The sequence below is a fragment of the Rhizobium sp. YS-1r genome (assembly GCF_000757525.1).
Taxonomy (GTDB): Bacteria; Pseudomonadota; Alphaproteobacteria; order Rhizobiales; family Rhizobiaceae; genus Neorhizobium; species Neorhizobium petrolearium.
Genome location: NZ_JPYQ01000022.1, coordinates 218,475 through 242,446 on the forward strand (window position 1 = coordinate 218,475; position 23,972 = coordinate 242,446).

A 23,972-nucleotide genomic window follows, 5' to 3' on the forward strand; every position below is an offset into this window, starting at 1 on the left:
ATGACCGATATTCTCACCATCGCACCCCGCCCTGCAATGACGACCAATAAGCCGCTGCTCGAAGTGAAGAACCTGGTGACGGAGTTCCCGCTCCGCACCGGCATCTTCCGGGCGGTCGATAATCTCTCCTTCTCGATCGAGCCGGGCAAGACGCTCTGCGTCGTCGGCGAGAGTGGATCGGGCAAATCGGTCACGGCCCGCTCGATCCTGCAGATCATCGATACACCGGGCCGCATTGCCTCCGGCTCGATCACTCTCAACCGTCAGGACGGAAGTTCGCTCGACCTCGCGAAACTCGATCCGCGCGGCAAGCTTATTCGCTCGGTGCGCGGCGCCGACATCGCCATGATCTTCCAGGAGCCTATGTCGTCGCTCTCCCCGGTGCATACCGTCGGCGACCAGATCACCGAAGTGCTCCGCCTGCACCTGAAGATGAGCAAGGCGGAGGCCAGGGCGGAGGCGATTTCGCTGCTGCGCCAGGTGGAAATCCCGGATCCCGAAAAGGCGCTCGACCGCTACGCCTTCCAGTATTCCGGCGGTATGCGCCAGCGTGCGATGATCGCCATGGCGCTCGCCTGCAAGCCGCAGCTTCTGATCGCCGACGAACCGACGACCGCCCTCGACGTGACGACCCAGGCCGAGATCCTCGACCTGATCTCGCGGCTCCAGAAGGCCCACGGCATGGCGGTGCTGTTCATTACCCACGACATGGGAGTGGTCGCCCAGATCGCCGACGACGTTCTCGTCATGCATCACGGGGTGATGAAGGAATACGGCCCGGTCGACGAGATTTTCCATGCGCCGAAGGACCCCTATACGCGCATGCTGATCGGCTCGGTCCTGAAGCTGGAGCAGAAGGCAGAAATCCGGCTTGCGCGGCCGCCGCTCGACACCACCGCCGATCCCATCCTCGATATCCGCAATCTCACCATGGAGTTCGGCGAGTTGAAAGCGCTGAACGATGTGTCGATCGCCCTTCTGCCGGGGGAAACGCTCGGCATCGTCGGCGAGAGCGGCTCGGGCAAGACGACGATGGGTCGCTCGATCATGCGGCTCTATGATCCGACCGCCGGCGAGATGCATTACCGCCGCGCCGACGGCAAGGTCGTAGATCTCGCCAGGCTGGAAGGGGCGGAGCTGAAGGCGGCGCGTAGGGAACTCCGCATGGTCTTCCAGGACCCGTTCGGCTCGCTCAATCCGCGCATGACCGTCGCCCAGGTCATCGGCGAACCGTTGCTCGTCAATGGCATCGCCAGGGGCAGGCAGCTCGACGAGCGCGTTTGCCATCTCATGGAGCAGGTTGGCCTCGATCCGGCAACCCGCGAGCGTTATCCGCACGCCTTCTCTGGCGGCCAGCGCCAGCGCATCGGCATTGCGCGCGCAATCACGCTCGATCCGCGGGTCATCGTGGCGGACGAGGCGACGTCGGCCCTCGACGTCTCCGTCCGCTTCCAGGTGCTCGACCTTTTGATGCGGCTGCAGGACCAGCTTGGCCTGGCCTATATCTTCATCAGCCACGATATCGGCGTCATCCGCTACATGTGCGACCGGGTCGGCGTCATGTATCGCGGCAGGCTCGTCGAGGTGGGCGAGGCGGACAAGGTCTGCAACGCCCCCGACCATCCCTATACGCAGGCACTGATCTCGGCCATTCCCCGGCCGGACCCGCGCGACCGCGACCACTCCCGGCGGTTCCGCTACACCGAACCCAGCCCCTATACCGAACCCAGTAACGTCAAGAATGGAAGTTCCGCACGATGAAGATCACGGGAATTCGCACCTTTCTCATGCATGCCGGCCAGCCGCACCGCTCCAAATGGGCATCCGACGGTCATGCGGGCCATGTCACCCAGCACAAGCTCGAAGGCACGCGCAACTGGCTTTTCCTGAAGATCGAGACCGACGAGGGCATCACCGGCATCGGCGAATGCTCCGGCTGGCCGCGGGTCATCGAGACGGCCATCAAGGATCTCGCGCCGCTGCTAATCGGCGAGGACCCGGCGCATATCGAAAAGCTCTGGCAGAAGATGGCGATCGCCATGATGGGCCACGGCATGCTCGGCACGGTCGGCGGCGGCGCCATGACCGGCATCGACATGGCGCTCTGGGATATCAAGGGCAAGGCGCTCGGCGTGCCGGTCTGGAACCTGCTCGGCGGCAAGGTCCGCGACCGCATCCCGATCTATTCGCATGCCAACACGGTGGAGCAGGCGCTCGCCGTCAAGGAGCGCGGCATCAAGGCGCTGAAATGCGGTGGCGTCTCCGATCCGGTCCGCAAGGTCGACATGCTGCGCGAGGCGGTCGGCGACGAGATGGACATCGCCATCGACCTGCACGGCCCGCCGTGGATGACGCCGGCCGATGCCTGCCGCCTGGTGCGCAAGCTCGAACCCTACGAACTGCTCTGGGTCGAGGACCCGATCGCGCCCGACAATATCGAAGGCTACCGCCGCATCCGCGACGCCGCACATATCCCGCTGGCATCGGGTGAACGCACCGCGACCATCTTCGGCGAGCGGCAGCTCATCGAGGAGGAACTGGTCGACGTCATCCAGCCGGATACGGGCCGCGCCGGCGGCATCACCCAAATGAAGAAGATCGCCGCCATGGCGGAAGCCCATCACATCCAGATGGCGCCGCATTCCGGCTCGCTCGGACCGGTCGCGGAATATGCCGCGCTGCACGTGCTCGCCTCGATCCCGAACGCGCTCATCCTGGAACGCATCGACGACGACTGGGAAGGCCGCCAGCATGTGATCGTGCCGCATCCGGTACAGGAAGGCGGATCGATCGCCGTGCCCGATGCGCCGGGTCTCGGCTGCGATATCGACGAGGAATTCGTCGCCCGCTTCCCGAGCGAGGGCAATGTCTCGGTGCCGGTGCAGGAAAGCGGAAACTCCTACAACCCCGGCACCTATGGCGAACGCCTCTATATCCAGACACGCCTTTCGCGCCGGCATTATTTCAACACGTGAGGGATATCTGAAGGATGAAGATCGATCGCATGCGGGTCTTCATGACCCGCGACAAGGATCGGCCGCGTGTCATCGTCGCGCTCGATACCGACGACGGGCTCACCGGCTGGGGCGAATGCTATAACCATGGGCCGGACAAGGCCTTGCCGCCGCTCTTGGACTATCTCTACGGCTTCATCGCAGGGCAGGACCCGACGCGGGTGGATTTCCTGGTCAACCTGATGATTCAGCAGAGCCGGTTTCCGCCGGGCGCGCTGGGTCTGGCGGCGATTTCCGGGCTCGACCATTGCCTCTGGGACCTCGCGGCGAAGGCGGCGGGCGTGCCGGTCTACAAGCTTTTGGGCGGCGAGGTGCGCGACCGGGTCAAGATCTATGCCGGCGTCTACACCGCGCCGGACGTACCGGCGGCGAAGGAGGAGCTGGACCGGCTGAACGAGGAATGGGGCTTCACCGCCTTCAAGCTCAGCCCGTGGCGGATCGATATCCACGCCAATCGCTGGGGCGAGGTGGTGCGCAGCTCGGCGGAATATTTCCGGACTTTGCGGGAGGCCGTGCGGCCGGAATACGAGATCGCCTTCGACGCACATGCCAAGATCTACGAGCCGGCGGCGGCCCGCCAGCTCGGCAACGCGCTGGCGCCCTACGACCCGCTATTCTTCGAAGAGCCGCTGCGCCCGGAAAACATCGACATGTGGGGCGACCTGAAACAGGGCCTGAACTGCACGCTGGCGACGGGGGAATCGCTCTATAACCGCAACGAATTCCTGCGGTTGCTGCAGGTGAAGGGCGCGGACCTGATCCAGCCGGATATCTGCGTCGTCGGCGGGATATCGGAGATGAAGCGGATCGCGACGCTGGCCGAGGCCTTCTTCGTGGGCGTCGCGCCACACAATCCGATGGGGCCGCTCGCGACGGCGGTCAACGTGCATTTTTCCGCCGCGCAACAGAATTTCAAGATTCTCGAATACCGGCTGCCGAAAGGTCAGGCCTATGTCTATGGCGGCACGGAAGTCGAAAAGCGGGAAGGCGAAACGCGTTATGTCGTCGATCCCTACCTGCCGAAGGACGGCTATCTGGAACTCCGGCCGGATCGACCCGGCTGGGGCGTCGAGCTGGACGAGAAGGCGATGCAGGAAGAGGGCTATATCCACTGGCAGCGGCGCGTGCCGAAGCGCCCGGACGGGTCCTATGCCTTCGCCTGATTGGCCCGGGAGCTGGACAAGCATAAGGAGCGGGCCTCTTGACGCCCGCTTCCTCCCCGAAAATGGCGGACGGATGACCCATCTCGTCCACGAACGGTTCGGCGACATCCTCATACCGACCACCGGCCCGGAATTCGATCCGCTGAACTGGCCGAAGGCCGGCGCCTATCCACTGTTCCCCTATCATAACCGGCTGGTCGGCGCTGCCTTCGAGCATGAGGGCAGGCACTATGAAGTCCTGCCGCATCCAGCACTTGGGAGCGATGCACAGCACGGGCCGGCCCACTGTCGGCGCTGGCATGTGGTTTCGCATGAACCAGACCGGATCGAATTGGCCCTGAACTATGAAGCGGATGCCGACTGGCCTTTCGATTTCCGCGCCGTGCAGCGCTTCGTACTCGCCGACGGCCGGCTGGATGTGGAACTCGCGCTGACGAACACGGGAAATGGCACCATGCCGGGTGGTTTCGGCTGGCATCCCTATTTCGCGGCCGGCCTCGGGAATGCTGTCTCCTGCGTTGCGGCAGAAATCTGGCCGGTAAGCTCGATGGGCATCCCGAGCGGAGCAGCACCGCAAACGCGCGACGCCAACAAGCCGTTTCCTAGCGAGGGCTTTACGGTTTTCCTGTCGGAGTGGGGGGCTGCGACGGCCACCCTTGATGGCGGCGCCGAGATCACGCTCACCGCCGGTCCGGAACTGCCGCATCTGGTGGCGCACCGCATGCCGGCCTATGTCTGCCTCGAACCCGTCTCGCATGTTGCCGGGGTCTTCGGCTTTCCGCCGGAAGCAAAGGCGGGCGCGGGCCTTTTCGTCCTGCAGCCGGGGGAAGAGCGGTCCGCCCGCCTTTCGGTAGGTATCGCCGGCAGCGCCGCCTGATATCCATCGCCCTCCGGATCAAACCTTTTCCGCGGCGTTGGCCGGAGCTGCCTGCTTGAACGATGCAAGATCGTTCTCGTCCAGCGTCTCCCTGTCGAGCAGCAGCCTCGCGGATTTCTCCAGTGCGCTTCTGCGCTCGGTCAGGATGGCAACCGCCCGGTCGAAGGTTTCGTCTACGATGCGACGGACTTCCTCGTCGACCGTCGTGGCGGTCTCGTCGGAATATTCATGCTCCTCCGGTCCGTAGTAGGGCTGGTCGGTGGCGAGGAAGGAACGCCGGTCCCTTTCCAGCGCCACATGTCCGAGCTTTTCGGTCATCCCGTAGCGGGTGACCATGGCGCGAGCGATGTCGGTCACCTTGACGAGATCGTCCGCAGCACCTGTCGAAAGATGATGATAGATGATCCATTCCGCCGCCCGCCCGCCGAGCAGCACGGCCATCTTGTTTTCGAGCTCTTCGCGGGTCATCAGGAAACGGTCCTCGGTCGGGCGCTGGATCGTGTAGCCGAGCGCGCCGATGCCGCGCGGGATGATCGAGACCTTGTGGACGGGATCGACGCCCGGCAGTGCCATGGCGACGAGGGCATGCCCCATCTCGTGGTGGGCGACGATCTCGCGCTCCTTGGGGTTGAGCAGCCGGTTGCGTTTTTCCAGCCCCGCGACGATGCGTTCGATGGCGTTGTTGAAGTCCTCCATGGTGACTGCGGCCGCCTTCCGGCGGGTGGCGAGCAGCGTCGCCTCGTTCACCAGATTGGCAAGGTCTGCGCCGGTAAAGCCGGGTGTCAGCGCGGCGATCTCTTCGACATTGACTTCCGGTGCAAGCTTCGCCTTCTTGATATGCACGTTGAGGATCTGGATGCGTCCTACCTTGTCGGGACGGTCGACGAGCACCTGGCGGTCGAAGCGTCCGGCCCTGAGGAGGGCCGGGTCGAGGATTTCCGGCCGGTTGGTGGCCGCAAGCAGCACGAGCCCGGTCGAGGAATCGAAACCGTCGAGTTCCACCAGAAGCTGGTTGAGCGTCTGCTCCTTCTCGTCGTGGCCGCCTGCAAGCGGGCCGATGCCGCGGGCGCGCCCCAGCGCGTCGAGCTCGTCTATGAAGATGATGGCCGGGGCCTTGGAGCGTGCCTGTTCGAAGAGGTCACGTACGCGGGCAGCCCCGACGCCGACGAACATTTCCACGAATTCGGAGCCGGAGATCGAGAAGAAGGGCACCGCGGCCTCGCCCGCGACGGCCCTTGCCAAAAGTGTCTTACCGGTCCCGGGCGGGCCGACGAGCAGAATGCCTTTCGGCATGCGTCCGCCGAGCCGGCCGTAGCCGACGGGGTCCTTGAGGAAGTCGACGATTTCCTTCAATTCGTCCTTGGCCTCGTCGACGCCGGCCACGTCCTTGAACGTCACGCCCGTATCGGACTGGACATAGACCTTGGCGCGGCTTTTGCCGATCTGCATCAGGCCGCCGCCCAGGCCGCCCGCACCCATGCGCCGCAGCATGAACATCCATACGCCGACGAAGAGCGCGACGGGAATGACCCAGGAAAGGAGGTCGCGCAGGAAGGTGTTTTCCATCTGGCCGGTCACCACCACGCCGTATTGCTGGAACTGCTGGGCGAGGTCGGGTTGAACGCGCGTGGTGATGAAATAGGGGCGTTCGTTCTGCGGTTCCTTGTATCGCCCCTGGATATAGTTGTCGGAGACCGACACTTCGGCGATCTTGCCGTCCTTCAGGTCCGTCTCGAACTGGCTGTAGGGTATCTGCGCAACCTGCGTCGCGGTCGTGAAGAGGTATTGGAACAGCATCAGCCCGAAGAAGGCGGCGACCCAATACCAGACGTGGAACTGCGTCTTCTTGTTCATAAGCATCCTCGCTCCGGAATCCGATTTCATGACTGCCCACGGCTTCCGCCACCGCGGATTAATCTAGGGCCAGTGAGCGCCATTATCCACAGCAGCCGAAACTCCGGTAGACTCTGCCGGGTAACCTCTGGTTCTGGAAAATCCCCTACCGGAAGGTGGTGCGCCGTCCTTTGATCTATGTCATGAATGGGGAAGGGAGGCAGTCTCCGCATTTGGCTTGCTCGGAAGGCCAGACCGGCGAAAACATGTGTGATAGGATTGCACCGGCCCATCCGCAGCGGAAGAGATCGCATGCCCGTCCAGCGTATCAGTTTCTATGTGCTCCTCGTCCTGGTGAGCATCGCCTTCATCGCCATCGTCCTGCCTTTCTATTCCGCGATCTTCTGGGCCGTCGTTCTTGCGATCATCTTCTTTCCCCTGCATGCGAGGCTTGAAGCGGGGCTGCACGGGCGTTCGAATGTTGCCGCGGCCATCTCGGTCCTTATCTGCCTTTGCCTCGTTATCATTCCGGGATTGATCGTCCTCAGTTCCCTCGTTCAGCAAGGCAACAACCTCTATCAGCGCATCGACAACGGAGAAATCGACGTCCGGCGGCTTCTCCAGCAACTGCAGGGCGCGTTGCCTCTATTCGTTCAGGATTGGCTTCACAGGCTGGAGTTGAATGGTTTCGGCGAGTTGGGGACTCGCGTCTCCGGCGCGCTCATGCAGGGCGGCGGCTTTTTTGCCGGCAGGGCTCTAAGTCTCGGGCAGAACACGCTTCAGTTTTTCGTCGCATTCGGTGTGATGCTGTATCTGCTGTTCTTCCTGTTTCGGGATGGACGTTCGCTGGCGCGTGTCGTCGGACGTGCGCTTCCGTTGAGCGACGCGCATACCCACCGGTTTAGTTCAAAGTTCATTTCTGTGATCCGGGCGACGGTAAGAGGTAATGTCATCATCGCACTTATCCAGGGATCGATCGGTGGCGTCGCGTTCTGGGCACTTGGGGTTGAGCCGGCCTTGCTCTGGGGTGTGTTGATGAGCCTTCTTTCGTTGCTTCCGGCGGTGGGCGCCGCGCTGGTCTGGGTGCCGACTGCAGCCTACCTCGCGCTCTCCGGGTTCTGGATCAAGGCGGCGATACTGGTGGCGATCGGTGTCCTGGTCATCGGCCTTGTCGACACCCTGCTGAGGCCGCCACTTGTGGGCAAGGAAACCCGCCTGCCGGACTATGTCGTATTGATTTCCACGATCGGCGGGATTTCCCTGATGGGAATAAATGGTTTCGTGATCGGCCCCCTGATCGCGGCGCTCTTCATGGCGGCCTGGGGCATCTTTGTGGAAGAGCAGGACAGGTCCGACACCGAGAGTGGCTGACGCGGAAATAGGCCCGGCTTCATGGAACCATGGATCGGCATCCTTGTTGAGGGATCGCCGGCCTGATCGACAGGCCGCATGATGCATGGAGGAACAGGACATGGCTATGACGCTGACGAGTCCGGCCTTCGCCGAGGGCGAACGTGTGCCGGACAAATATACCCGGCTTGGCGAAAACCAGATGCCGCCGCTGAAATGGAGTGGGGCACCGGAGGGCGCCGGGAGTTTCGCGCTGATCGTCGAGGATCCCGATGCGCCGCGCGGAACGTTTCGCCATTGCGGCATGTTCAACATCCCGAAGGATTGGAGCGAACTGTCGCGGGGCGTCCATGTGAAGTCGAAGGGCGGCGTGCGCTTCTCCCGCAACGACTTCGGCAATACCCGTTATGACGGGCCGCAGCCTCCGAAGGGGCATGGCACGCACCATTACCGTTTCCGCATTGCCGCTCTCGATGTGCCGGAGCTGGAAATGTCGGATATGGCGGACGCGAAATCCATGTGGGATGAGGTGCGCAAGCACACGCTGTCGGAAGCCTCGCTCACCGGCACTTTCGACGTGCATTGAAACACCTCGTCTGAAAACGGCGACCGGCGTTTCACTGACGGCATGCGCAGACCAACCGGCCCAGGCCCGCTGCCGGAATCCGATTGAAGAAAGCGGGCTTCAGCGCAGCTTGTAGGGCGTGGTTTCGCGTATGTTGTGGTCGACGGCGATCTTGCGGCGGAAGGGGGGCACCGCTCGGCTCGTGCAGTTCGGCCGCTCGCAGATGCGGCAGGATATGCCGATCGGATCGAAGCCGGCGCGATCCGCAAGGTTCAGGTCGTCGGCATAGACGAAGGCTTCCGCATAGGAAATCTCGCAGCCGAGCGCCAGCGCGTAGACCGGCTGGTGCGACCGGAAGCCGCCGATGCCCTTGCTCACCTGCGTGGCGAGACAGAGGTAACGCACGCCGTCCGGAGTTTCGGCAAGCTGCCGGATGATGCGCCCCGGCGCCTCGAAGGCCTGGTGCGCGTTCCAGAGCGGACAGGCCGCGCCGAAACGGGCGAACTGCAGCTTGGTGGCGCTGTGCCGCTTAGTGATGTTGCCGGCCCGGTCGATCTTGGCGAAGAAGATAGGCACGCCCTTGAGGCCCGGCCTCTGCAGGGTGGAAAGCCGGTGGCAGACCTGCTCCAGCGAGGCACCGAAGCGCGCTGCCAGAAGCTCGATATCATGCCGGAGCTCCCGCGCCGCCTTGAGGAACGTCTGGTAGGGCATCAGCAGCGCGCCGGCGAAATAATTGTGGAGGCCGATGCGACAGATGTCCACCGCTTCCTCGGTCCGGAAACCCGCATTGCGGGCGATCGTATCGGCGATCGTTCCCGCATGGAGCTGGGCGATCTCCACCGCCACCTGGAAGAGGCGGGTCTGAGCCGGCGCATAGGGGTTCAGCGTCAGCACCCGGGAGGCCGGATCGTAATGGCGGATGGCATGCGCCGCCATCGGCCCGTGCACCACGCGCACGCCGAATGCCTTTTCCAGGTAGTCCGTCAGCAGCGGATGGCTGTCGGCGGCCGGGAAACCGAGGTCGAGCGCCAGTTTCTCCGCGGAGATATCGAGTTCGTGCAGATAGTTGTCAACGAAGTGGAAGAAGTCGCGCACCTCGTCATAGGGCGTGGTTTCGGCCGCAGCCGTCCGCCCCAGCCGGTCGTCCATGCCGGCGAGCTGCTCGCCGTTGCGGCGATAGGCCTGGTGGCAGGTGATCAGCGCGTGCGCCAGCCCCGGCGCGTTCTGGGTTACCAGCTTCAGTTCCTGCAGGCTCGGCTGGTAGGTCTCGAACAGCGGGTCGGACAGCGCCTCGGAAAGAGCGGAGAGAAGCCGGTCCGTCTCTCCGGTCGAGATCTCGGCAATGTCGAGCTGGAACTTGTCGGCGAGCGCCAGAAGCACGGCCGCCGAAACCGGCCGCTGGTTGTTCTCGATCTGGTTGAGATAGCTGGTCGATATGCCGATGCGTTCGGCGAACTGGCTCTGGGTCGCATTGCTCGCGGCCCGCAATTCCCGTACTTTCCTGCCGATAAAGAGCTTTCCGATCGCCATGTTCGCAAATTCGCATTTTCAGGTTTGCGATTTTATAATTCCACAAATGCACGCGTTCAACGGTTTTCTGGAATGGGCCGACGGAATAAGGGAAGAGCGAACGCATTCGGGAGTAGTCATGCGCGCAGTTCTGAACGAGGTGGAGAAGCGACGGGCGGAAGCACGGCTCGGCGGCGGCGAGAGACGCATCGCCGCACAGCATGCCAAAGGCAAGCTGACGGCCCGCGAGCGTATCGATGTCCTGCTCGACGAGGGCTCCTTCGAGGAGTTCGACATGTACGTCACCCACCGCGCGGTGGATTTCGGCATGGCGGAACAAAAGGTGGCGGGCGATGGCGTCGTCACCGGCTGGGGCACGATCAACGGCCGCCAGGTCTATGTCTTCTCCCAGGATTTCACCGTGCTCGGCGGCTCGCTCTCCGAAACCCACGCTCAGAAGATCTGCAAGATCATGGATATGGCGGTCCGCGTCGGCGCGCCGGTGATCGGGCTCAATGATTCCGGCGGCGCCCGCATCCAGGAAGGGGTCGCCTCGCTGGCAGGCTATGCGGAAGTGTTCCGCCGCAATGCCGAGGCGTCGGGCGTGATCCCGCAGATTTCCGTCATCATGGGCCCCTGCGCCGGCGGCGCGGTCTATTCGCCGGCGATGACGGACTTCATCTTCATGGTGCGTGATTCATCCTACATGTTCGTCACCGGCCCGGACGTGGTGAAAACTGTGACCAATGAGATCGTCACCGCCGAAGAACTCGGCGGCGCCGGCACTCATACGAAAAAATCCTCGGTCGCCGATGCCGCCTTTGAAAATGATATCGAGGCGCTGGAGGCGGTGCGTCAGCTCTTCGACTTCCTGCCGCTCAACAACCGCGAAAAGCCGCCGGTCCGGCCCTTCCACGACGATCCGGCCCGGGTGGAGATGCGGCTCGACAGCCTCATCCCCGACAGCCCGACCAAGCCCTACGACATGAAGGAACTGATTTTCGCGATCGCCGACGAGGGCGATTTCTTCGAGATCCAGGAAGCCTTCGCGAAGAACATCGTCACCGGCTTCATCCGGCTTGAGGGACAGACGGTCGGCGTCGTCGCCAACCAGCCGATGGTGCTCGCCGGCTGCCTCGATATCGACAGTTCGCGCAAGGCCGCCCGTTTCGTACGCTTCTGCGATGCCTTTTCGATCCCCATCCTGACGCTCGTCGACGTGCCGGGTTTCCTGCCGGGCGTCGCGCAGGAATATGGCGGAGTCATCAAGCACGGCGCCAAGCTGCTCTTCGCCTATTCCGAAGCGACCGTGCCGATGGTGACCCTGATTACCCGCAAGGCCTATGGCGGCGCCTATGACGTGATGGCCTCCAAGCATATCGGCGCCGATATCAATTACGCTTGGCCGACCGCGGAGATCGCGGTGATGGGCGCCAAGGGTGCGACCGAAATCCTTTACCGCTCCGAGCTTTCCGACCCGGAAAAGATCGCCGCACGCACGAAGGAATACGAGGAGCGGTTCGCCAACCCGTTCGTGGTGGCCGAGCGAGGCTTCATCGACGAGGTGATCATGCCGCATTCGTCCCGTCGCCGCATCGCCCGCGCCTTTGCCTCGCTGAGGGGCAAGCAGGTGACGACGCACTGGAAGAAGCACGATACGATCCCGCTTTAGAGGACGGAGGAATAGCCATGGCCAATCTTCCCGACATGACGAAGCATCGGGGCTTTCCCTCCGGCATGCCGGGCACGGGAATCCAGTTCGTCATCCGCCGCGCGAACCCGAAGGGCGTGACGCCGATCAAGGCTCTTCCCCGCCGTGCCCGGCCGGGCTCCCAGGAACATCAGGTCGACGCGGCCTTCCTGCATGCGCTCTGGCACCATTTCGGGCCTGAACCCTTCGAGCGCGGCAACCTCGATGCCGCGCGTCTCAGCCTCCTCTTCGGCCGCGAGGTCGTGCCGGCAGAGAAGGATTTCGACCCGGCCTCCTATGAGGCGTTATTGATGATCAACGAGAAGACCGCGCGCCAGAGCTTTCCGGAATCTTTCGAAGACGTGATGGAGGTCTAGGGCGATGCGGGAGAAAATCGTCGTCGCTCATCCCCTCAAGGCGAGCATGAGCAGGCTTTTCGATCCGGAGCGCTGGCTCCGGAAAAGGCTGGAAAGGCAAAGGGCGCGCCATGCGTTTGGCGATGATCGTCGCAAGCCCGAGTTGACGCCGGAGGAAGTGCGCCGCGATCATTGGCAGATGCTGCGCTTCATGGGCCTTCATGCGCTTGCCGGCGCGCTCATCGGCGCGGGCGTCGGTACTGCGCTCATCCTGTTCGACATTGGCGGTCTTGGCACACTGGTTGCGCGTTCGGCCAATCCCGTCCTTCCCGTTCTCCTTGTTATCGTCCCCTTTGCCTCGATCTTCGGCGGCGCGGCTGCCGGTTCCGCCATTCTCACCCTTCCTTATGAAAAGAAATACCGCGAGGACGATGATCGCGGTCCGGGAAACTGACCTGATGTTCAAGAAAATCCTCATCGCCAATCGCGGCGAAATCGCCTGCCGGGTCATCAAGACGGCCAGGAAGATGGGCATTGCGACGGTCGCCGTCTATTCGGACGCCGATCGTGACGCGCTGCATGTGCGCATGGCCGACGAGGCGGTGCATATCGGTCCTGCGCCGTCGTCCCAGTCCTATATCGTCATCGACAGGATCCTTGATGCGATCCGCAAGACGGGTGCGGATGCCGTCCATCCAGGTTATGGCTTCCTGTCGGAAAATGCCGCTTTCGCCGCAGCACTCGAAAAGGAAGGCGTCGCCTTCATCGGCCCGCCGGTGAAAGCCATCGAGGCGATGGGTGACAAGATCACCTCCAAGAAGATCGCCGCGGAGGCGGGCGTCAACACCGTGCCCGGCCATATGGGCCTGATCGAGGATGCCGGCGAGGCGGTGAGGATCGCCTCTTCGATCGGCTATCCGGTGATGATCAAGGCGTCGGCCGGCGGCGGCGGCAAGGGCATGCGCATTGCCTGGAACGATCAGGAGGCACGCGAGGGTTTTCAGGCTTCGAAGAACGAGGCGAAAAGCTCCTTTGGCGACGACCGGATCTTCATCGAGAAATTCGTCACCGAGCCGCGCCATGTCGAGATCCAGGTGCTCGGCGACAGGCACGGCAGCACGCTTTACCTCGGCGAGCGCGAATGCTCCATCCAGCGCCGCAACCAGAAGGTCATCGAGGAGGCGCCGTCGCCCTTCCTCGATGCTGCCACCCGGCGTGCCATGGGCGAGCAGGCGGTGGCGCTGGCAAAGGCGGTCGGCTATTTCTCCGCCGGCACGGTGGAGTTTATCGTCGACGGCGCTCGCCAATTCTACTTCCTCGAAATGAACACCCGCCTGCAGGTGGAGCATCCGGTGACCGAACTCGTCACCGGCATCGACCTCGTGGAACAGATGATCCGCGTCGCCGCCGGCGAGAAATTATCCTTCGGCCAGGACGACGTGAAGCTGAATGGCTGGGCGATCGAAAGCCGGCTCTATGCGGAAGACCCGTATCGCAACTTCCTGCCGTCGATCGGCCGGCTGATGCGCTATCGCCCGCCGGTGGAGGGCCGGCAGGACGACGGCACGGTGATCCGCAACGATACCGGTGTCTTCGAGGGCGGCGAGATCTCCATGTATTACGACCCGATGATCGCCAAGCTCTGCACCTGGGCTCCCGATCGCGAAAAAGCGATAGACGCGATGGGTGCTGCGCTCGACGATTTCGAGGTGGAAGGCATCGGCCACAACCTGCCCTTCCTCTCGGCGGTCATGGGGCAAGAGCGGTTCCGCTCCGGCCGGCTGACGACCGCCTATATCGCCGAGGAATTCCCGGACGGTTTTGCGGGCATCGAGCCGGATGCATCGTCGGCCCGGTCGCTTGCGGCCATCGCGGCATTGATCAATCAGGCGCTTCAGGAAAGGGCGGTGCAGATTTCCGGCACGATCGGCAATCACCGCCGCGTCGTCGGCCGGGAATGGGTGGTGGCGCTCGCCGGTCTTGCGGAGGCCGTGACGCTCGAAACCGGCCCGGATGGCGCCTCCGTGATCTTTTCCGATGGCGAACGGCTTTCGGTGGCGAGCGGCTGGGTGCCGGGCCAGAGCCATGCGAGTTTCCATGTCGGCAGCGAGTCGATGGGCGTGAAGGTCGATCTCGCCGGCTCCGCCATCCGCCTTCGCTGGCGCGGCATGGACGTGACCGCCCGTGTCCGCTCCCCGCGTGTCGCCGAGCTTGCCCGCCTGATGCCGAAAAAACTGCCGCCGGATACGTCGAAAATGTTGCTGTGCCCCATGCCTGGCGTCATCACGTCGGTTGCGGTCAAGGTGGGCGATGCGGTGGAGGCCGGGCAGACGCTGGCCACCGTGGAAGCCATGAAGATGGAAAACGCGCTGAAGGCGGAGAGACAGGGCGTGGTCAAACGCGTCGCGGCGGTGGTCGGCCAGAGCCTCGCGGTGGACGAACTGATCATGGAGTTCGAGTAGGGGGGCAGCCCTCCGGCGACACGGGGAAGCGAAAAGGTTAGGGACCGGCCTTTCGCTTCTGGTGCCCGAACAGCGCGCCGGGCGTGCCTGTGCGGCACACATGGTGGCCCGACGGATGGTTTCGCCGGATTTTTGTCCGTCCGAACACATCGAGAAACCGGCGGCAAAAGACCGTCCGGAAGGGCCAAGGCAGAGGGACCGGAGTCGCGGATAGAAACCGCCGAACGGGGCGCTGAGAGGTGTCACCTAAACTAAAACTTAAGAAGCAGCTTTCAGCGCCCCGTCCGAACACTAGATAAACCACGGATCGAAAGATCGCGTGTCCAAAGGCGCATGTCGAGGAGCATTCGATGTCCAGGAAGACCGTAAAAGACTGGGAAACACTGGCCGAAAAGGAGCTGAAGGCCTCGCCGGAAACGCTCGTCTGGCACACCGCCGAGGGCATCGACGTCAAGCCGCTCTATACCGCTGAGGACCTCGAGGGCATCGAGCATCTGAACTCGCTTCCCGGCTTCAAGCCCTTCGTACGCGGGCCGCGCGCCACCATGTATGCCGGCCGCCCCTGGACAATCCGGCAATATGCCGGCTTCTCGACGGCCGAAGAGTCCAACGCCTTCTATCGGCGAAATCTCGCCGCCGGCCAGAAGGGCCTTTCCGTCGCCTTCGACCTTGCCACCCATCGCGGCTACGACTCGGACCATCCGCGCGTCGAGGGCGATGTCGGCAAGGCGGGTGTCGCGATCGACTCGGTCGAGGATATGAAGATCCTCTTCGACGGCATTCCGTTGAAGGAAATGTCCGTCTCCATGACCATGAACGGCGCGGTGATCCCGATCCTCGCCTCCTTCATTGTCGCCGGCGAAGAACAGGGCTGTTCGCGGGCCGAGCTTTCCGGAACCATCCAGAACGACATTTTGAAGGAGTTCATGGTCCGCAACACCTATATCTACCCGCCGGAACCCTCGATGCGGATCGTCGCCGACATCATCGAGTATACGGCGAAGGAGATGCCGCGCTTCAATTCGATTTCCATATCCGGCTACCATATGCAGGAAGCGGGCGCGACGCTGGTGCAGGAGCTCGCCTTCACGCTCGCCGACGGCCGCGAATATGTGCGCGTTGCCCTCGCCAAGGGCCTGAACGTCGACGACTTCGCCGGCCGGCTTTCCTTTTTCTTCGCGATCGGCATGAACTTCTTCATGGAGGCGGCGAAGCTTCGCGCTGCGCGCCTGCTCTGGTCGCGCATCATGGAGGAGTTCAAGCCGCAGAAGGCGTCATCCCTGATGCTACGCACTCATTGCCAGACGTCCGGCGTGTCGCTGCAGGAACAGGACCCCTACAACAACGTCATCCGCACCGCCTATGAGGCGCTGTCGGCGGCGCTTGGTGGCACGCAATCGCTGCATACCAACGCGCTCGACGAGGCGATGGCGCTGCCGACGGATTTCTCCGCCCGCATCGCCCGCAATACGCAGCTCATCCTCCAGCACGAAACGGGCGTGACGAAAGTGGTCGATCCGCTGGCCGGCTCCTATTATGTCGAAAGCCTTACCAACGAGCTTGCGGAAAAGGCCTGGGCGCTGATCGGGGAAGTCGAGGCGATGGGCGGTATGACCAAGGCCGTCGCCGAAGGCCTGCCGAAACGGATGATCGAGGAGGCGGCTACCCTTCGCCAGGCTGCCGTCGACCGTGGCGAGGAGATCATCGTCGGGGTCAACAAATACCGGCTGGAGAACGAGGACGAGCTCGACATTCTGGCGATCGACAATACCGCCGTGCGCAAGGCGCAGGTCAGGCGGCTGGAAGAGGTCCGCCGCCGGCGCGATCCGAGGAAAGTCGGAGAGACGCTTGGTGTGCTTTCCGAGGTCGCCCGTACCGGCAAGGGCAATCTCCTCGAAGCGGCGGTCGAGGCGGCTCGCGCCCGCGCCACCGTTGGCGAAATTTCCGACGCTATGCGAAAGGCCTTCGGCGATCATTCCGCAGTGCCGGAAGTGGTGGGAGATATCTACGGCCCGGCCTATGACGGGGATCCCGAATACAAGACGCTCGTCAGCCGCCTGAGCGGCTATAGCAAGGCGTCCGGCAGGCCGAAGGTCATGGTCGCCAAGCTCGGCCAGGACGGCCACGACCGCGGCGCCAAGGTGATCGCGTCCGCCTTCGGCGACATCGGCTTCGACGTGCTGGCCGGCCCGCTCTTCCAAACACCGGAGGAGGCGGCCGATCTCGCGGTGAAGGAAAAGGTGCAGGTGGTCGGCATGTCCTCGCTCGCCGCCGGTCACAGGACGCTGGCGCCGCAGCTTGTCGAGGCGCTGAAGAAGAAAGGGGCGGACAATGTGATCGTCGTGGTCGGCGGTGTCGTGCCCCGCCAGGACTATGATTTCCTTCTGGAACACGGTGTTTCAGCCGTCTTCGGCCCCGGCACCAATGTGCTGGACGCCGCCAACAAGGTCCTCGACCTGCTTGAGGGCAAGCGGAGGAACATCTGACGGCTCGAGCGGGATGCCGAAAAGTGTGGGCGGTTTTCGGTTAAGATCCCGCTCTAACTTTTTGATCTATCGCGCCAGCATGGCGCGGGCGCTGTCGGCATCGGTGATCAATACGTTGATCAGGCCGCTTTCCGCCACGGCGTGCAGGATCCTGTGTTTGTGCGCCCCGCCGGAGGCGACGATCCGGCAGTCGATCCTGCGGAAATCCGTGAGTTCCGGCGAGAGCACCTGGCGGTTCAGCGGATGGTCGATCTCCCGCCCGGAAGTGTCGAGATAACGGCCCATCAGGTCGCCCACCGCGCCGGCATCTCTCAGGATCGCCTCGTCCATGCCTTCCGGCAGGCCGTAGCGCACCTGCAGCGATTGCTGCGACACGTCGCCGACGCTAAGGTAGGCGACATCCACCTCGCAGATCTGCTTGAACGTCTTCTGGAAGACGCCCTGCGAGATGATCGCGTCGCGCGATTCCGCGCTGTCGGCATAGATCGGCGCTGCGAAATAGCGGCATTGGGCGTTCAGCACCTGGGCAAAGCCGCGGACGATCTCGAACGTGTTGATCTCCGAGCCGTGGGTCAGCCCGCCCATCATCGAACGCACCCTGATCTGCGGCTCGTTGAGCGAAGGCATGTGGTGGATTGTCTCGCGCAATGTGGAGCCCCAGCCGATCCCGATCGAGGCGGGCTTCTGCGTCTGGATCAATCTGCCGAGAAAACCCGCGGCACCCCGCCCGAGCACGGAATGAAGCAACCCCGGATCGCTTGGGCTCGGCACCACCACGGCGTCCTTCAAACCAAACCGTTTCCTGAGCTTGGCTTCCAGTTCGACGCTTTCGGAAAGCACGGCATCGAAGCTGATCCGCACCACACCTGTTTCCAGTGCTTCCGACAGAATTTCGTTGACCCGCCGCCGGGTGACGTTCATCCGCTCGGCGATCTGCTGCTGGGTCAATCCTTCCACGTGGTAGAGCCAGGCCGCTCGCACCATCAATTCGCGATTTTCCATCTTAAAGCCCCATTGTGCCCATATGTCACATGTGTGTAACATATGTAACGTAACCCGCTCGTGTCATGGCTAACCCAGAGCGGGAAAAATGGCCAGAACCTAACAGAGGCGGGCCACGCAAGGGGCCCAGGAAACCCAAGGAACCGAAACATGGCTTCGACATATGTGAAATCGGTGGCCGGCCTGCTTGCCGCCGGCGCGCTGCTGATGGGCGCGACGGGTGCTGCGGCTGCGGAACGCGTCAAGATCGAATGGTGGTATGCGATCTCCGGCAAGCTCGGCGAGACCGTTCAGCAGCTCATCTCGGACTTCAACAAGTCGCAGGACAAGTACGAGGTCGTCGGCACCCACAAGGGCAATTACGAAGAGACGATGGCGGCCATGGTCGCCGCCTACCGCGTCAACCAGCAGCCGGCTATCCTTCAGTCGGCCGAACGCGGCTTCATGACCATGCTGAATTCCGGGGCCATCATTCCGGCCGACGAACTGATGGCCAAGCAGGGCTACAAGATCGACTGGAACGATTTCGTCAAGCCGGTTGCCGGCTTCTATATCGTCAACGGCAAGCCGGCGGCTCTGCCCTTCAACTCGTCGACCCCGATCCTCTGGTACAATGCCGATGCCTTCAAGGCAGCCGGCTTCGATGCACCGGCCGACACCTGGCAGGATCTCGAAAAGCAGCTCTATGCGCTGAAGGAAAAGAAAGTCACCGATTGCCCGATGGCGCTTCCGGGCGACTACCAGTGGAGCCTGATCGAGAACTATTCGGCGATCAATGATCAGCCCTTCGGCACCAAGGCCAACGGTTACGCCGGTCTCGATACCGAATTCGTCTACAACAAGACCTCCGTGGTCGGCCAGGTCGCGCGGCTGAAGAAGTGGATCGACGACGGCGTGCTGAAGATCGCCGGCCAGGGTGTTTCCCCGATCAGCCTCTACACCTCCGGCACCTGTGCCTCGATCATCAATTCTACGGCCAGCCATTCGGCCGTCGAGGCGGATGCCAAGTTCAAGTGGAGCGCAGCTGTCATGCCGCATGAGGAAGGCGTCCAGCCGAAGAACAGCACGATCGGCGGCGCTGCGCTCTGGGCGATCAAGGGCAAGCCGGAAGAGGTTCAGGCCGGTGTTGCAGCCTTCTTCAACTATGTCGCCCAGCCGAACGTTCAGGAATGGTGGAGCAAGTCGACCGGCTATGTTCCGGTGACCAATGCCGCCTACGCCAAGATGAAGCAGGAAGGCTATTTCAAGGATCATCCGACCCGCGAGATCGCCATCGAACAGCTTTCGCGCGGCGAGCCGAACGACAATTCGCGAGGTTTCCGCTTCGGCAACCATAACCAGGCGACGGCGATCCTGCTCGAGGAGATGCAGGCGGTCTGGACCGGCAAGAAGACGCCGCAGGAGGCTCTGGACTCTTCGGTCAAGCGCGGCAATGAAATCCTGCGCCAGTACGAGAAGCTCCATGCCGGCAAGTGATGCCTTGAGACTGGACGAGGGCGCGGCGACGCGCCCCCGTTTTCCGTTGCTGCCCTGGTTGGGTTCGCTTGTCGGGTCGTCCGAAACCGGGCTCAAGGCATCGCATTTCCGGCGGCCCTGGCTGGCGGCGGGCCTGGTTGCTCCGCAACTTCTGATCCTGCTCTTTTTCTTCTTCATTCCGACTTGGAAGGCGCTGTCGCTTGCCTTCGTGCAGGTCGATCCGTTCGGCGGGACGATGATCTTCGTCGGGCTGGATAATTTTACGACCCTGTTTTCGAGCCCGGAATATCGCGACAGCGCGGTGCTTACCCTCTGGTTCACCACCGTCCAGTCCGTCGTCACGCTTCTGGTCGCCGGTCTGCTCGCCTTCGCCACCGATCAGGTCATGCGCGGCAAGGCGATCTACAAGGGCGTCATCCTCCTGCCCTACGCCATCGCGCCGGCAATTTCGGGCGTGCTCTGGGCCTTTCTCTTCAATCCGACGGTCGGCCCGCTGGCGCACATGCTGCATGACCTGGGCTTCGCCTGGGACCCGAACCGCCGGCCCTTCGATGCATTGCTGCTGGTCTCGGTCGCGGCGGTCTGGAAGCATATCTGCTACGACTACATCTTCCTTGTCGCGGCCTTCCTCGCCGTGCCGGCTTCCGTCATCGAAGCCGGCGCGATAGACGGCGCCCGGCCGGTAAGGCGCTTCCTGACGATCACGCTGCCGATGGCCGCACCGACGATCTTCTTCCTGATCGTCATGAATTTCGTCTACGGCCTCTTCGAGACCTTCGGCATCATCGACACGATCACCCAGGGCGGCCCGGCCGGCAGCACCAACACCCTGGTCTACAAGGTCTACCAGGATGGTTTCCGCCAGCTCGATCTCGGCTCGTCGGCCGCGCAATCCGTGGTGCTGATGGCGATCGCCATCCTTTTCACCGTCCTGCAGTTCCGCGCCGTCGAGCGCAAAGTCAATTACCAGGTGTGATCATGGTCGAACGTCACATTGGTCTCTCCATCTTCTGTCATGTGGTGCTGCTGCTCGGCGCCGCCGCGGTCGGCATGCCGCTCTATTTCGCCTTCGTCGCCGGTTCGCTGACGGTCGGTGAGGTGCAGCAGGTGCCGTTCCCGCTGCTGCCGGGTGAACATTTCGTCGAAAACACCATAGGTGCCTGGAATGAAGGTGATTTCGGCCAGCTCTATATCAACTCCCTCATCGTCACGGTCGGCATCGTCGTCGGAAAGCTTGCGGTCTCGATCATCGCCGCTTTTGCGGTCACCTACTTCCGCTTTCCCTTCCGCATGACTGCCTTCTGGCTGATCTTCATCTCGCTGATGCTGCCAGTCGAAGTGCGCATCATCCCGACCTACGAGGCGGTGGCGGATGCCGGCGGGCCGCTCCGCTCCTTCTTCCAAGCGATCGGCCTGACCGGTTTTCTTGCCAACACCACCGGTTACCAGCTGGATGCGGCGTTGCAGTGGAACATGGTCAACACCTATGGCGGTTTGATCCTGCCGCTGATCGCCTCGGCCTCGGCGACTTTCCTGTTCCGCCAGTTTTTCCTGACCGTGCCGGACGAGCTCTGCGAGGCGGCGAAGCTCGACGGTGCCGGGCCATTGAAATTCTTCCGGGACGTGCTTCTGCCGCTCTCCAGCGCCAACATCGCGGCGCTGTCGATCATCCTCTTCCTTTACGGCTGGAACCAGTATCTCTGGCCGCTGCTCTTCACCACCGAGAAGGAAATGTACACGGCGATGATCGGGCTGAAGGACCTGATCCCGGTGGCGGATGCGCAACCGGCCTGGAACATCGCCATGGCGGCTTCCTTCTTCGTCATGGCGCCGCCCGCCCTCGTCATTCTGCTGATGCAACGCTGGTTCACCAAGGGTCTGGTGGATTCAAGCAAGTAAGGAGGTATTTCCGATGTCCACACCCATCATCGTCGGCCATCGCGGCGCCCGCAATCTCTGGGCCGAGAACAGCCTCACCGGCTTTCGCAATCTGCTTGCGCTTCCGGTGGAATCCGTCGAGTTCGACGTGCATCTGACCGCCGCGGGCGAGCTTCTCGTCATCCATGACGCGACGCTCGACCGCACGACGGAACGCACCGGCCGCGTCGCTGATCTCGCCGCCGGCGAATATCGCTCAGTCATCCTCAAGGGCACGGACGAGCGCATCCCGACGCTTGCCGAAGTGCTGGAAATCTACGCCCCGACCGGCCTCGAACTGCATGTGGAGCTGAAGGCCGATGCCGATGGCAAGCCCTACGAAGGCCTCGAAACCGCCGCTGCTGCGGAGATCGACCGCTTCGGTCTTGCAGACCGTTCCTTCCTGACGAGCTTCAACAGCGACGTCCTGAAGAAGGTCGGCGAGGTAGCGCCACATATCCGCCGGCTCTCCTCGCTCAGCCACAAGTCCGTCGAGGCCCGAGGTCTGCGGCAGTCGGTCGAAGCCATGCTGCGGGTCTCGGATGTGCTTGCCGTCGAAAAGGCATTGCTGTCCGAGGAATGGGATCTGCTCTCGGCGCTGATTCCTGCTGAAAGGCTTGGTGCCTGGGTGCCGAACGACCTGGACGACCTCTCATTCTGGCTGAAGCAGCCGATCCGCCAGATCACCACCGACCGGCCGGATCTGGCCGTCAAGGCACGCGAAGGACTACATGATGCGCATTGACCGGCGGAGCTTCCTGGCAAGCGGACTGGCAGCGGCGGCCGTCTGGCGGCCGCTTGGGTCCGCGCGTGCGGAAAGCTTCAAGACCGATCCGTTCGCGCTCGGCGTCGCATCGGGTTCGCCGAGAACCGATAGCGTCGTGCTGTGGACCCGACTGATCCTGGAGGATGCGTCGGCGGCCGTATCCGCCGATCCCTTCGCGCCGGACCCGCAGTCGGTCGCCGATCCGATCGACGTGGAATGGATGGTGGCCGAGGACGAGGCGTTTTCCAAGCCTGTCCAGTCCGGCCTCGTCCGTGCCGTGCCGGAATTCGCCCATTCGGTGCATGTGGAGGTGAAGGGGCTGCAGCCCGGCCGCTGGTATTTCTATCGGTTCCGTTCGGGAGATGCGGAAAGCCTCGTCGGCCGCACCAAAACAGCGGCCGAAAGTACCGATGCCTTCCGTCTCGCCTTCGCATCATGCCAGCAATACGAGCAAGGCTTCTACAGCGCCTATGGCGACATGGCGGGAAAAGACCTCGATCTTGTCGTGCATCTCGGGGATTACATCTACGAGCGGAGTTATGGCGCTGAACTGGTGCGCAAGCACGGAACCGGCGTGCCCTCCATGCTCTACGAATATCGCGACCGCTATGCGCTCTACAAATCGGACCCGCAATTGCAGGCGGCGCATGCAGCCTTCCCCTGGCTTGCGGTCTGGGACGATCATGAGGTCATCAACAACTATGCCAATGATCGCGCGCCGGACGCGCCGGCTTCGACGGCCTTTATTGCCCGCCGCCGCGCCGCCTATCAGGCCTGGTTCGAGCACATGCCGGTACATCCAAGCCTTGCCAATGGCTTCGACGCGCTGCGCATCTACGATCACCATCGCTTCGGTAACCTGCTCGGACTGACGCTGCTCGACACGCGGCAATATCGCTCGCCGCAGCTCCAGGGGGCTGCCGCCGGGGATCGACCTGAACGAACCATGCTCGGCCCGGTGCAGGAGGAATGGCTCGGCAAGACGCTTGCCGGTTCCCAGGCAAAGTGGAACGTCATCGCCCAGCAGACCCTGCTGTCCGAGCGCGACACCAAGGCGGGTCCTGAGACGGGCTACAATCTGGATGGCTGGGATGGATATCACGCGGCGCGCGGCCGTCTCCTCGATGCCGTACAGTCGTCTGCCGTGCGCAATCCCGTGATCATCGGCGGCGACCTGCACGCCTTTTATGCGGCTGACGTGAAGCGCGACTTCGCGGACGAAAAGGCGACGCCCATCGCCACCGAGTTCGTCGGCGGCTCGATCACGTCCGATGCACCGTCCGAAAAGAGTCTTGCCACGGCGCTTGCCGAAAACCCGCACCTCAAGTTCGCCTCGGACAAGCATGGCTATGCCATCATGCGCTTGAATGACCGGTCGACCGAGGTGGATTTCGTCGGCATCGCAGACCGCAAGCAGCAGAATTCTCCGGCCAGCGTTTTCCAGAGCTTCGCCGTCGCCGACGGTGCAGCCGGCGTCAACCGGCTCTGACGCACCACTGAAATCGG

The 23,972-nt window shown here is 62.9% G+C and carries 19 protein-coding genes; 16 read left to right on the top strand and 3 right to left on the bottom strand.

Annotated elements, in window-relative coordinates; translation table 11 throughout:
* The 4 genes from JL39_RS15870 to JL39_RS15885 all read left to right on the top strand — a co-directional run bounded on the left by JL39_RS15870 (position 1) and on the right by JL39_RS15885 (position 5,054).
* Positions 1–1,761, top strand: a complete 1,761-nt coding sequence (locus JL39_RS15870) for an ABC transporter ATP-binding protein (protein WP_037152378.1) — start codon at positions 1–3, stop codon at positions 1,759–1,761.
* A complete protein-coding gene (locus JL39_RS15875; protein ID WP_037152380.1) occupies positions 1,758–2,975 on the top strand; it encodes a mandelate racemase/muconate lactonizing enzyme family protein in 1,218 nt (405 codons plus the stop codon). The genes JL39_RS15870 and JL39_RS15875 overlap by 4 nt, the downstream gene beginning before the upstream one ends.
* Positions 2,976–2,989: 14 nt before the next feature.
* Positions 2,990–4,177: a galactarate dehydratase gene (locus JL39_RS15880; protein WP_037152381.1), complete on the top strand. Its 1,188-nt coding sequence runs from the start codon at positions 2,990–2,992 to the stop codon at positions 4,175–4,177.
* 73 nt (positions 4,178–4,250) lie between these two features.
* A complete protein-coding gene (locus JL39_RS15885) occupies positions 4,251–5,054 on the top strand; it encodes a hypothetical protein (protein ID WP_052182904.1) in 804 nt (267 codons plus the stop codon).
* Positions 5,055–5,072: 18 nt separating this feature from the next.
* On the opposite strand, the gene ftsH is transcribed toward JL39_RS15885, so the two are convergent.
* Entirely contained in the window at positions 5,073–6,914 is a 1,842-nt protein-coding gene (ftsH, locus tag JL39_RS15890; protein ID WP_200883963.1) for an ATP-dependent zinc metalloprotease FtsH, read from the bottom strand.
* A gap of 285 nt (positions 6,915–7,199) precedes the next feature.
* On the opposite strand from ftsH, the gene JL39_RS15895 reads away from it, so the two are divergent.
* Together JL39_RS15895 and JL39_RS15900 are read left to right on the top strand one after the other, a co-directional pair.
* A complete protein-coding gene (locus JL39_RS15895) occupies positions 7,200–8,258 on the top strand; it encodes an AI-2E family transporter (RefSeq protein WP_037152386.1) in 1,059 nt (352 codons plus the stop codon).
* A gap of 100 nt (positions 8,259–8,358) precedes the next feature.
* On the top strand, positions 8,359–8,823 hold the full coding sequence (locus tag JL39_RS15900) for a YbhB/YbcL family Raf kinase inhibitor-like protein (RefSeq protein ID WP_037152388.1): 465 nt from the start codon (positions 8,359–8,361) through the stop codon (positions 8,821–8,823).
* A gap of 99 nt (positions 8,824–8,922) precedes the next feature.
* On the opposite strand, the gene JL39_RS15905 is transcribed toward JL39_RS15900, so the two are convergent.
* Positions 8,923–10,332, bottom strand: coding sequence for an XRE family transcriptional regulator (locus JL39_RS15905; protein ID WP_037152390.1), 1,410 nt, complete (start codon positions 10,330–10,332; stop codon positions 8,923–8,925).
* A gap of 118 nt (positions 10,333–10,450) precedes the next feature.
* On the opposite strand from JL39_RS15905, the gene JL39_RS15910 reads away from it, so the two are divergent.
* The 5 genes from JL39_RS15910 (at position 10,451) to scpA (ending at position 17,305) form a co-directional block, all read left to right on the top strand.
* Positions 10,451–11,983 (top strand): acyl-CoA carboxylase subunit beta, encoded by a 1,533-nt coding sequence (locus tag JL39_RS15910; protein WP_037152392.1) that lies wholly within the window; start codon positions 10,451–10,453, stop codon positions 11,981–11,983.
* Between the two features lie 17 nt (positions 11,984–12,000).
* Positions 12,001–12,378 (top strand): hypothetical protein, encoded by a 378-nt coding sequence (locus JL39_RS15915; RefSeq protein ID WP_037152395.1) that lies wholly within the window; start codon positions 12,001–12,003, stop codon positions 12,376–12,378.
* Positions 12,379–12,382: 4 nt separating this feature from the next.
* Positions 12,383–12,811 carry a hypothetical protein gene (locus JL39_RS15920; protein ID WP_244446900.1) on the top strand — a complete coding sequence of 143 codons (429 nt, stop codon included), beginning with the start codon at positions 12,383–12,385 and terminating at the stop codon, positions 12,809–12,811.
* A gap of 4 nt (positions 12,812–12,815) precedes the next feature.
* The gene (locus JL39_RS15925; protein WP_037152571.1) at positions 12,816–14,819 is read left to right on the top strand and encodes an acetyl/propionyl/methylcrotonyl-CoA carboxylase subunit alpha; all 2,004 of its coding nucleotides are present in this window, start codon (positions 12,816–12,818) and stop codon (positions 14,817–14,819) included.
* Positions 14,820–15,169: 350 nt separating this feature from the next.
* A complete protein-coding gene (gene scpA, locus JL39_RS15930; RefSeq protein WP_037152399.1) occupies positions 15,170–17,305 on the top strand; it encodes a methylmalonyl-CoA mutase in 2,136 nt (711 codons plus the stop codon).
* Positions 17,306–17,371: 66 nt separating this feature from the next.
* Here the strand turns inward: scpA and JL39_RS15935 are convergent, their stop codons facing one another.
* Positions 17,372–18,307, bottom strand: a complete 936-nt coding sequence (locus tag JL39_RS15935; protein ID WP_037152402.1) for a sugar-binding transcriptional regulator — start codon at positions 18,305–18,307, stop codon at positions 17,372–17,374.
* Between the two features lie 207 nt (positions 18,308–18,514).
* On the opposite strand from JL39_RS15935, the gene JL39_RS15940 reads away from it, so the two are divergent.
* The 5 genes from JL39_RS15940 to JL39_RS15960 are packed head-to-tail and all read left to right on the top strand — an operon-like array spanning position 18,515 to position 23,955.
* The gene (locus JL39_RS15940; protein WP_227705261.1) at positions 18,515–19,783 is read left to right on the top strand and encodes an extracellular solute-binding protein; all 1,269 of its coding nucleotides are present in this window, start codon (positions 18,515–18,517) and stop codon (positions 19,781–19,783) included.
* Positions 19,770–20,759: an ABC transporter permease subunit gene (locus JL39_RS15945; RefSeq protein ID WP_037152405.1), complete on the top strand. Its 990-nt coding sequence runs from the start codon at positions 19,770–19,772 to the stop codon at positions 20,757–20,759. Before JL39_RS15940 ends, JL39_RS15945 begins: the two co-directional genes overlap by 14 nt.
* Positions 20,760–20,761: 2 nt before the next feature.
* Entirely contained in the window at positions 20,762–21,682 is a 921-nt protein-coding gene (locus tag JL39_RS15950) for an ABC transporter permease subunit (RefSeq protein ID WP_037152409.1), read from the top strand.
* Positions 21,683–21,695: 13 nt separating this feature from the next.
* Complete coding sequence (locus tag JL39_RS15955; protein WP_037152412.1) at positions 21,696–22,445, top strand: glycerophosphodiester phosphodiesterase family protein; 750 nt, start codon at positions 21,696–21,698, stop codon at positions 22,443–22,445.
* Positions 22,432–23,955, top strand: coding sequence for an alkaline phosphatase D family protein (locus tag JL39_RS15960; RefSeq protein WP_200883964.1), 1,524 nt, complete (start codon positions 22,432–22,434; stop codon positions 23,953–23,955). Before JL39_RS15955 ends, JL39_RS15960 begins: the two co-directional genes overlap by 14 nt.
* Positions 23,956–23,972 lie beyond the last annotated feature (17 nt).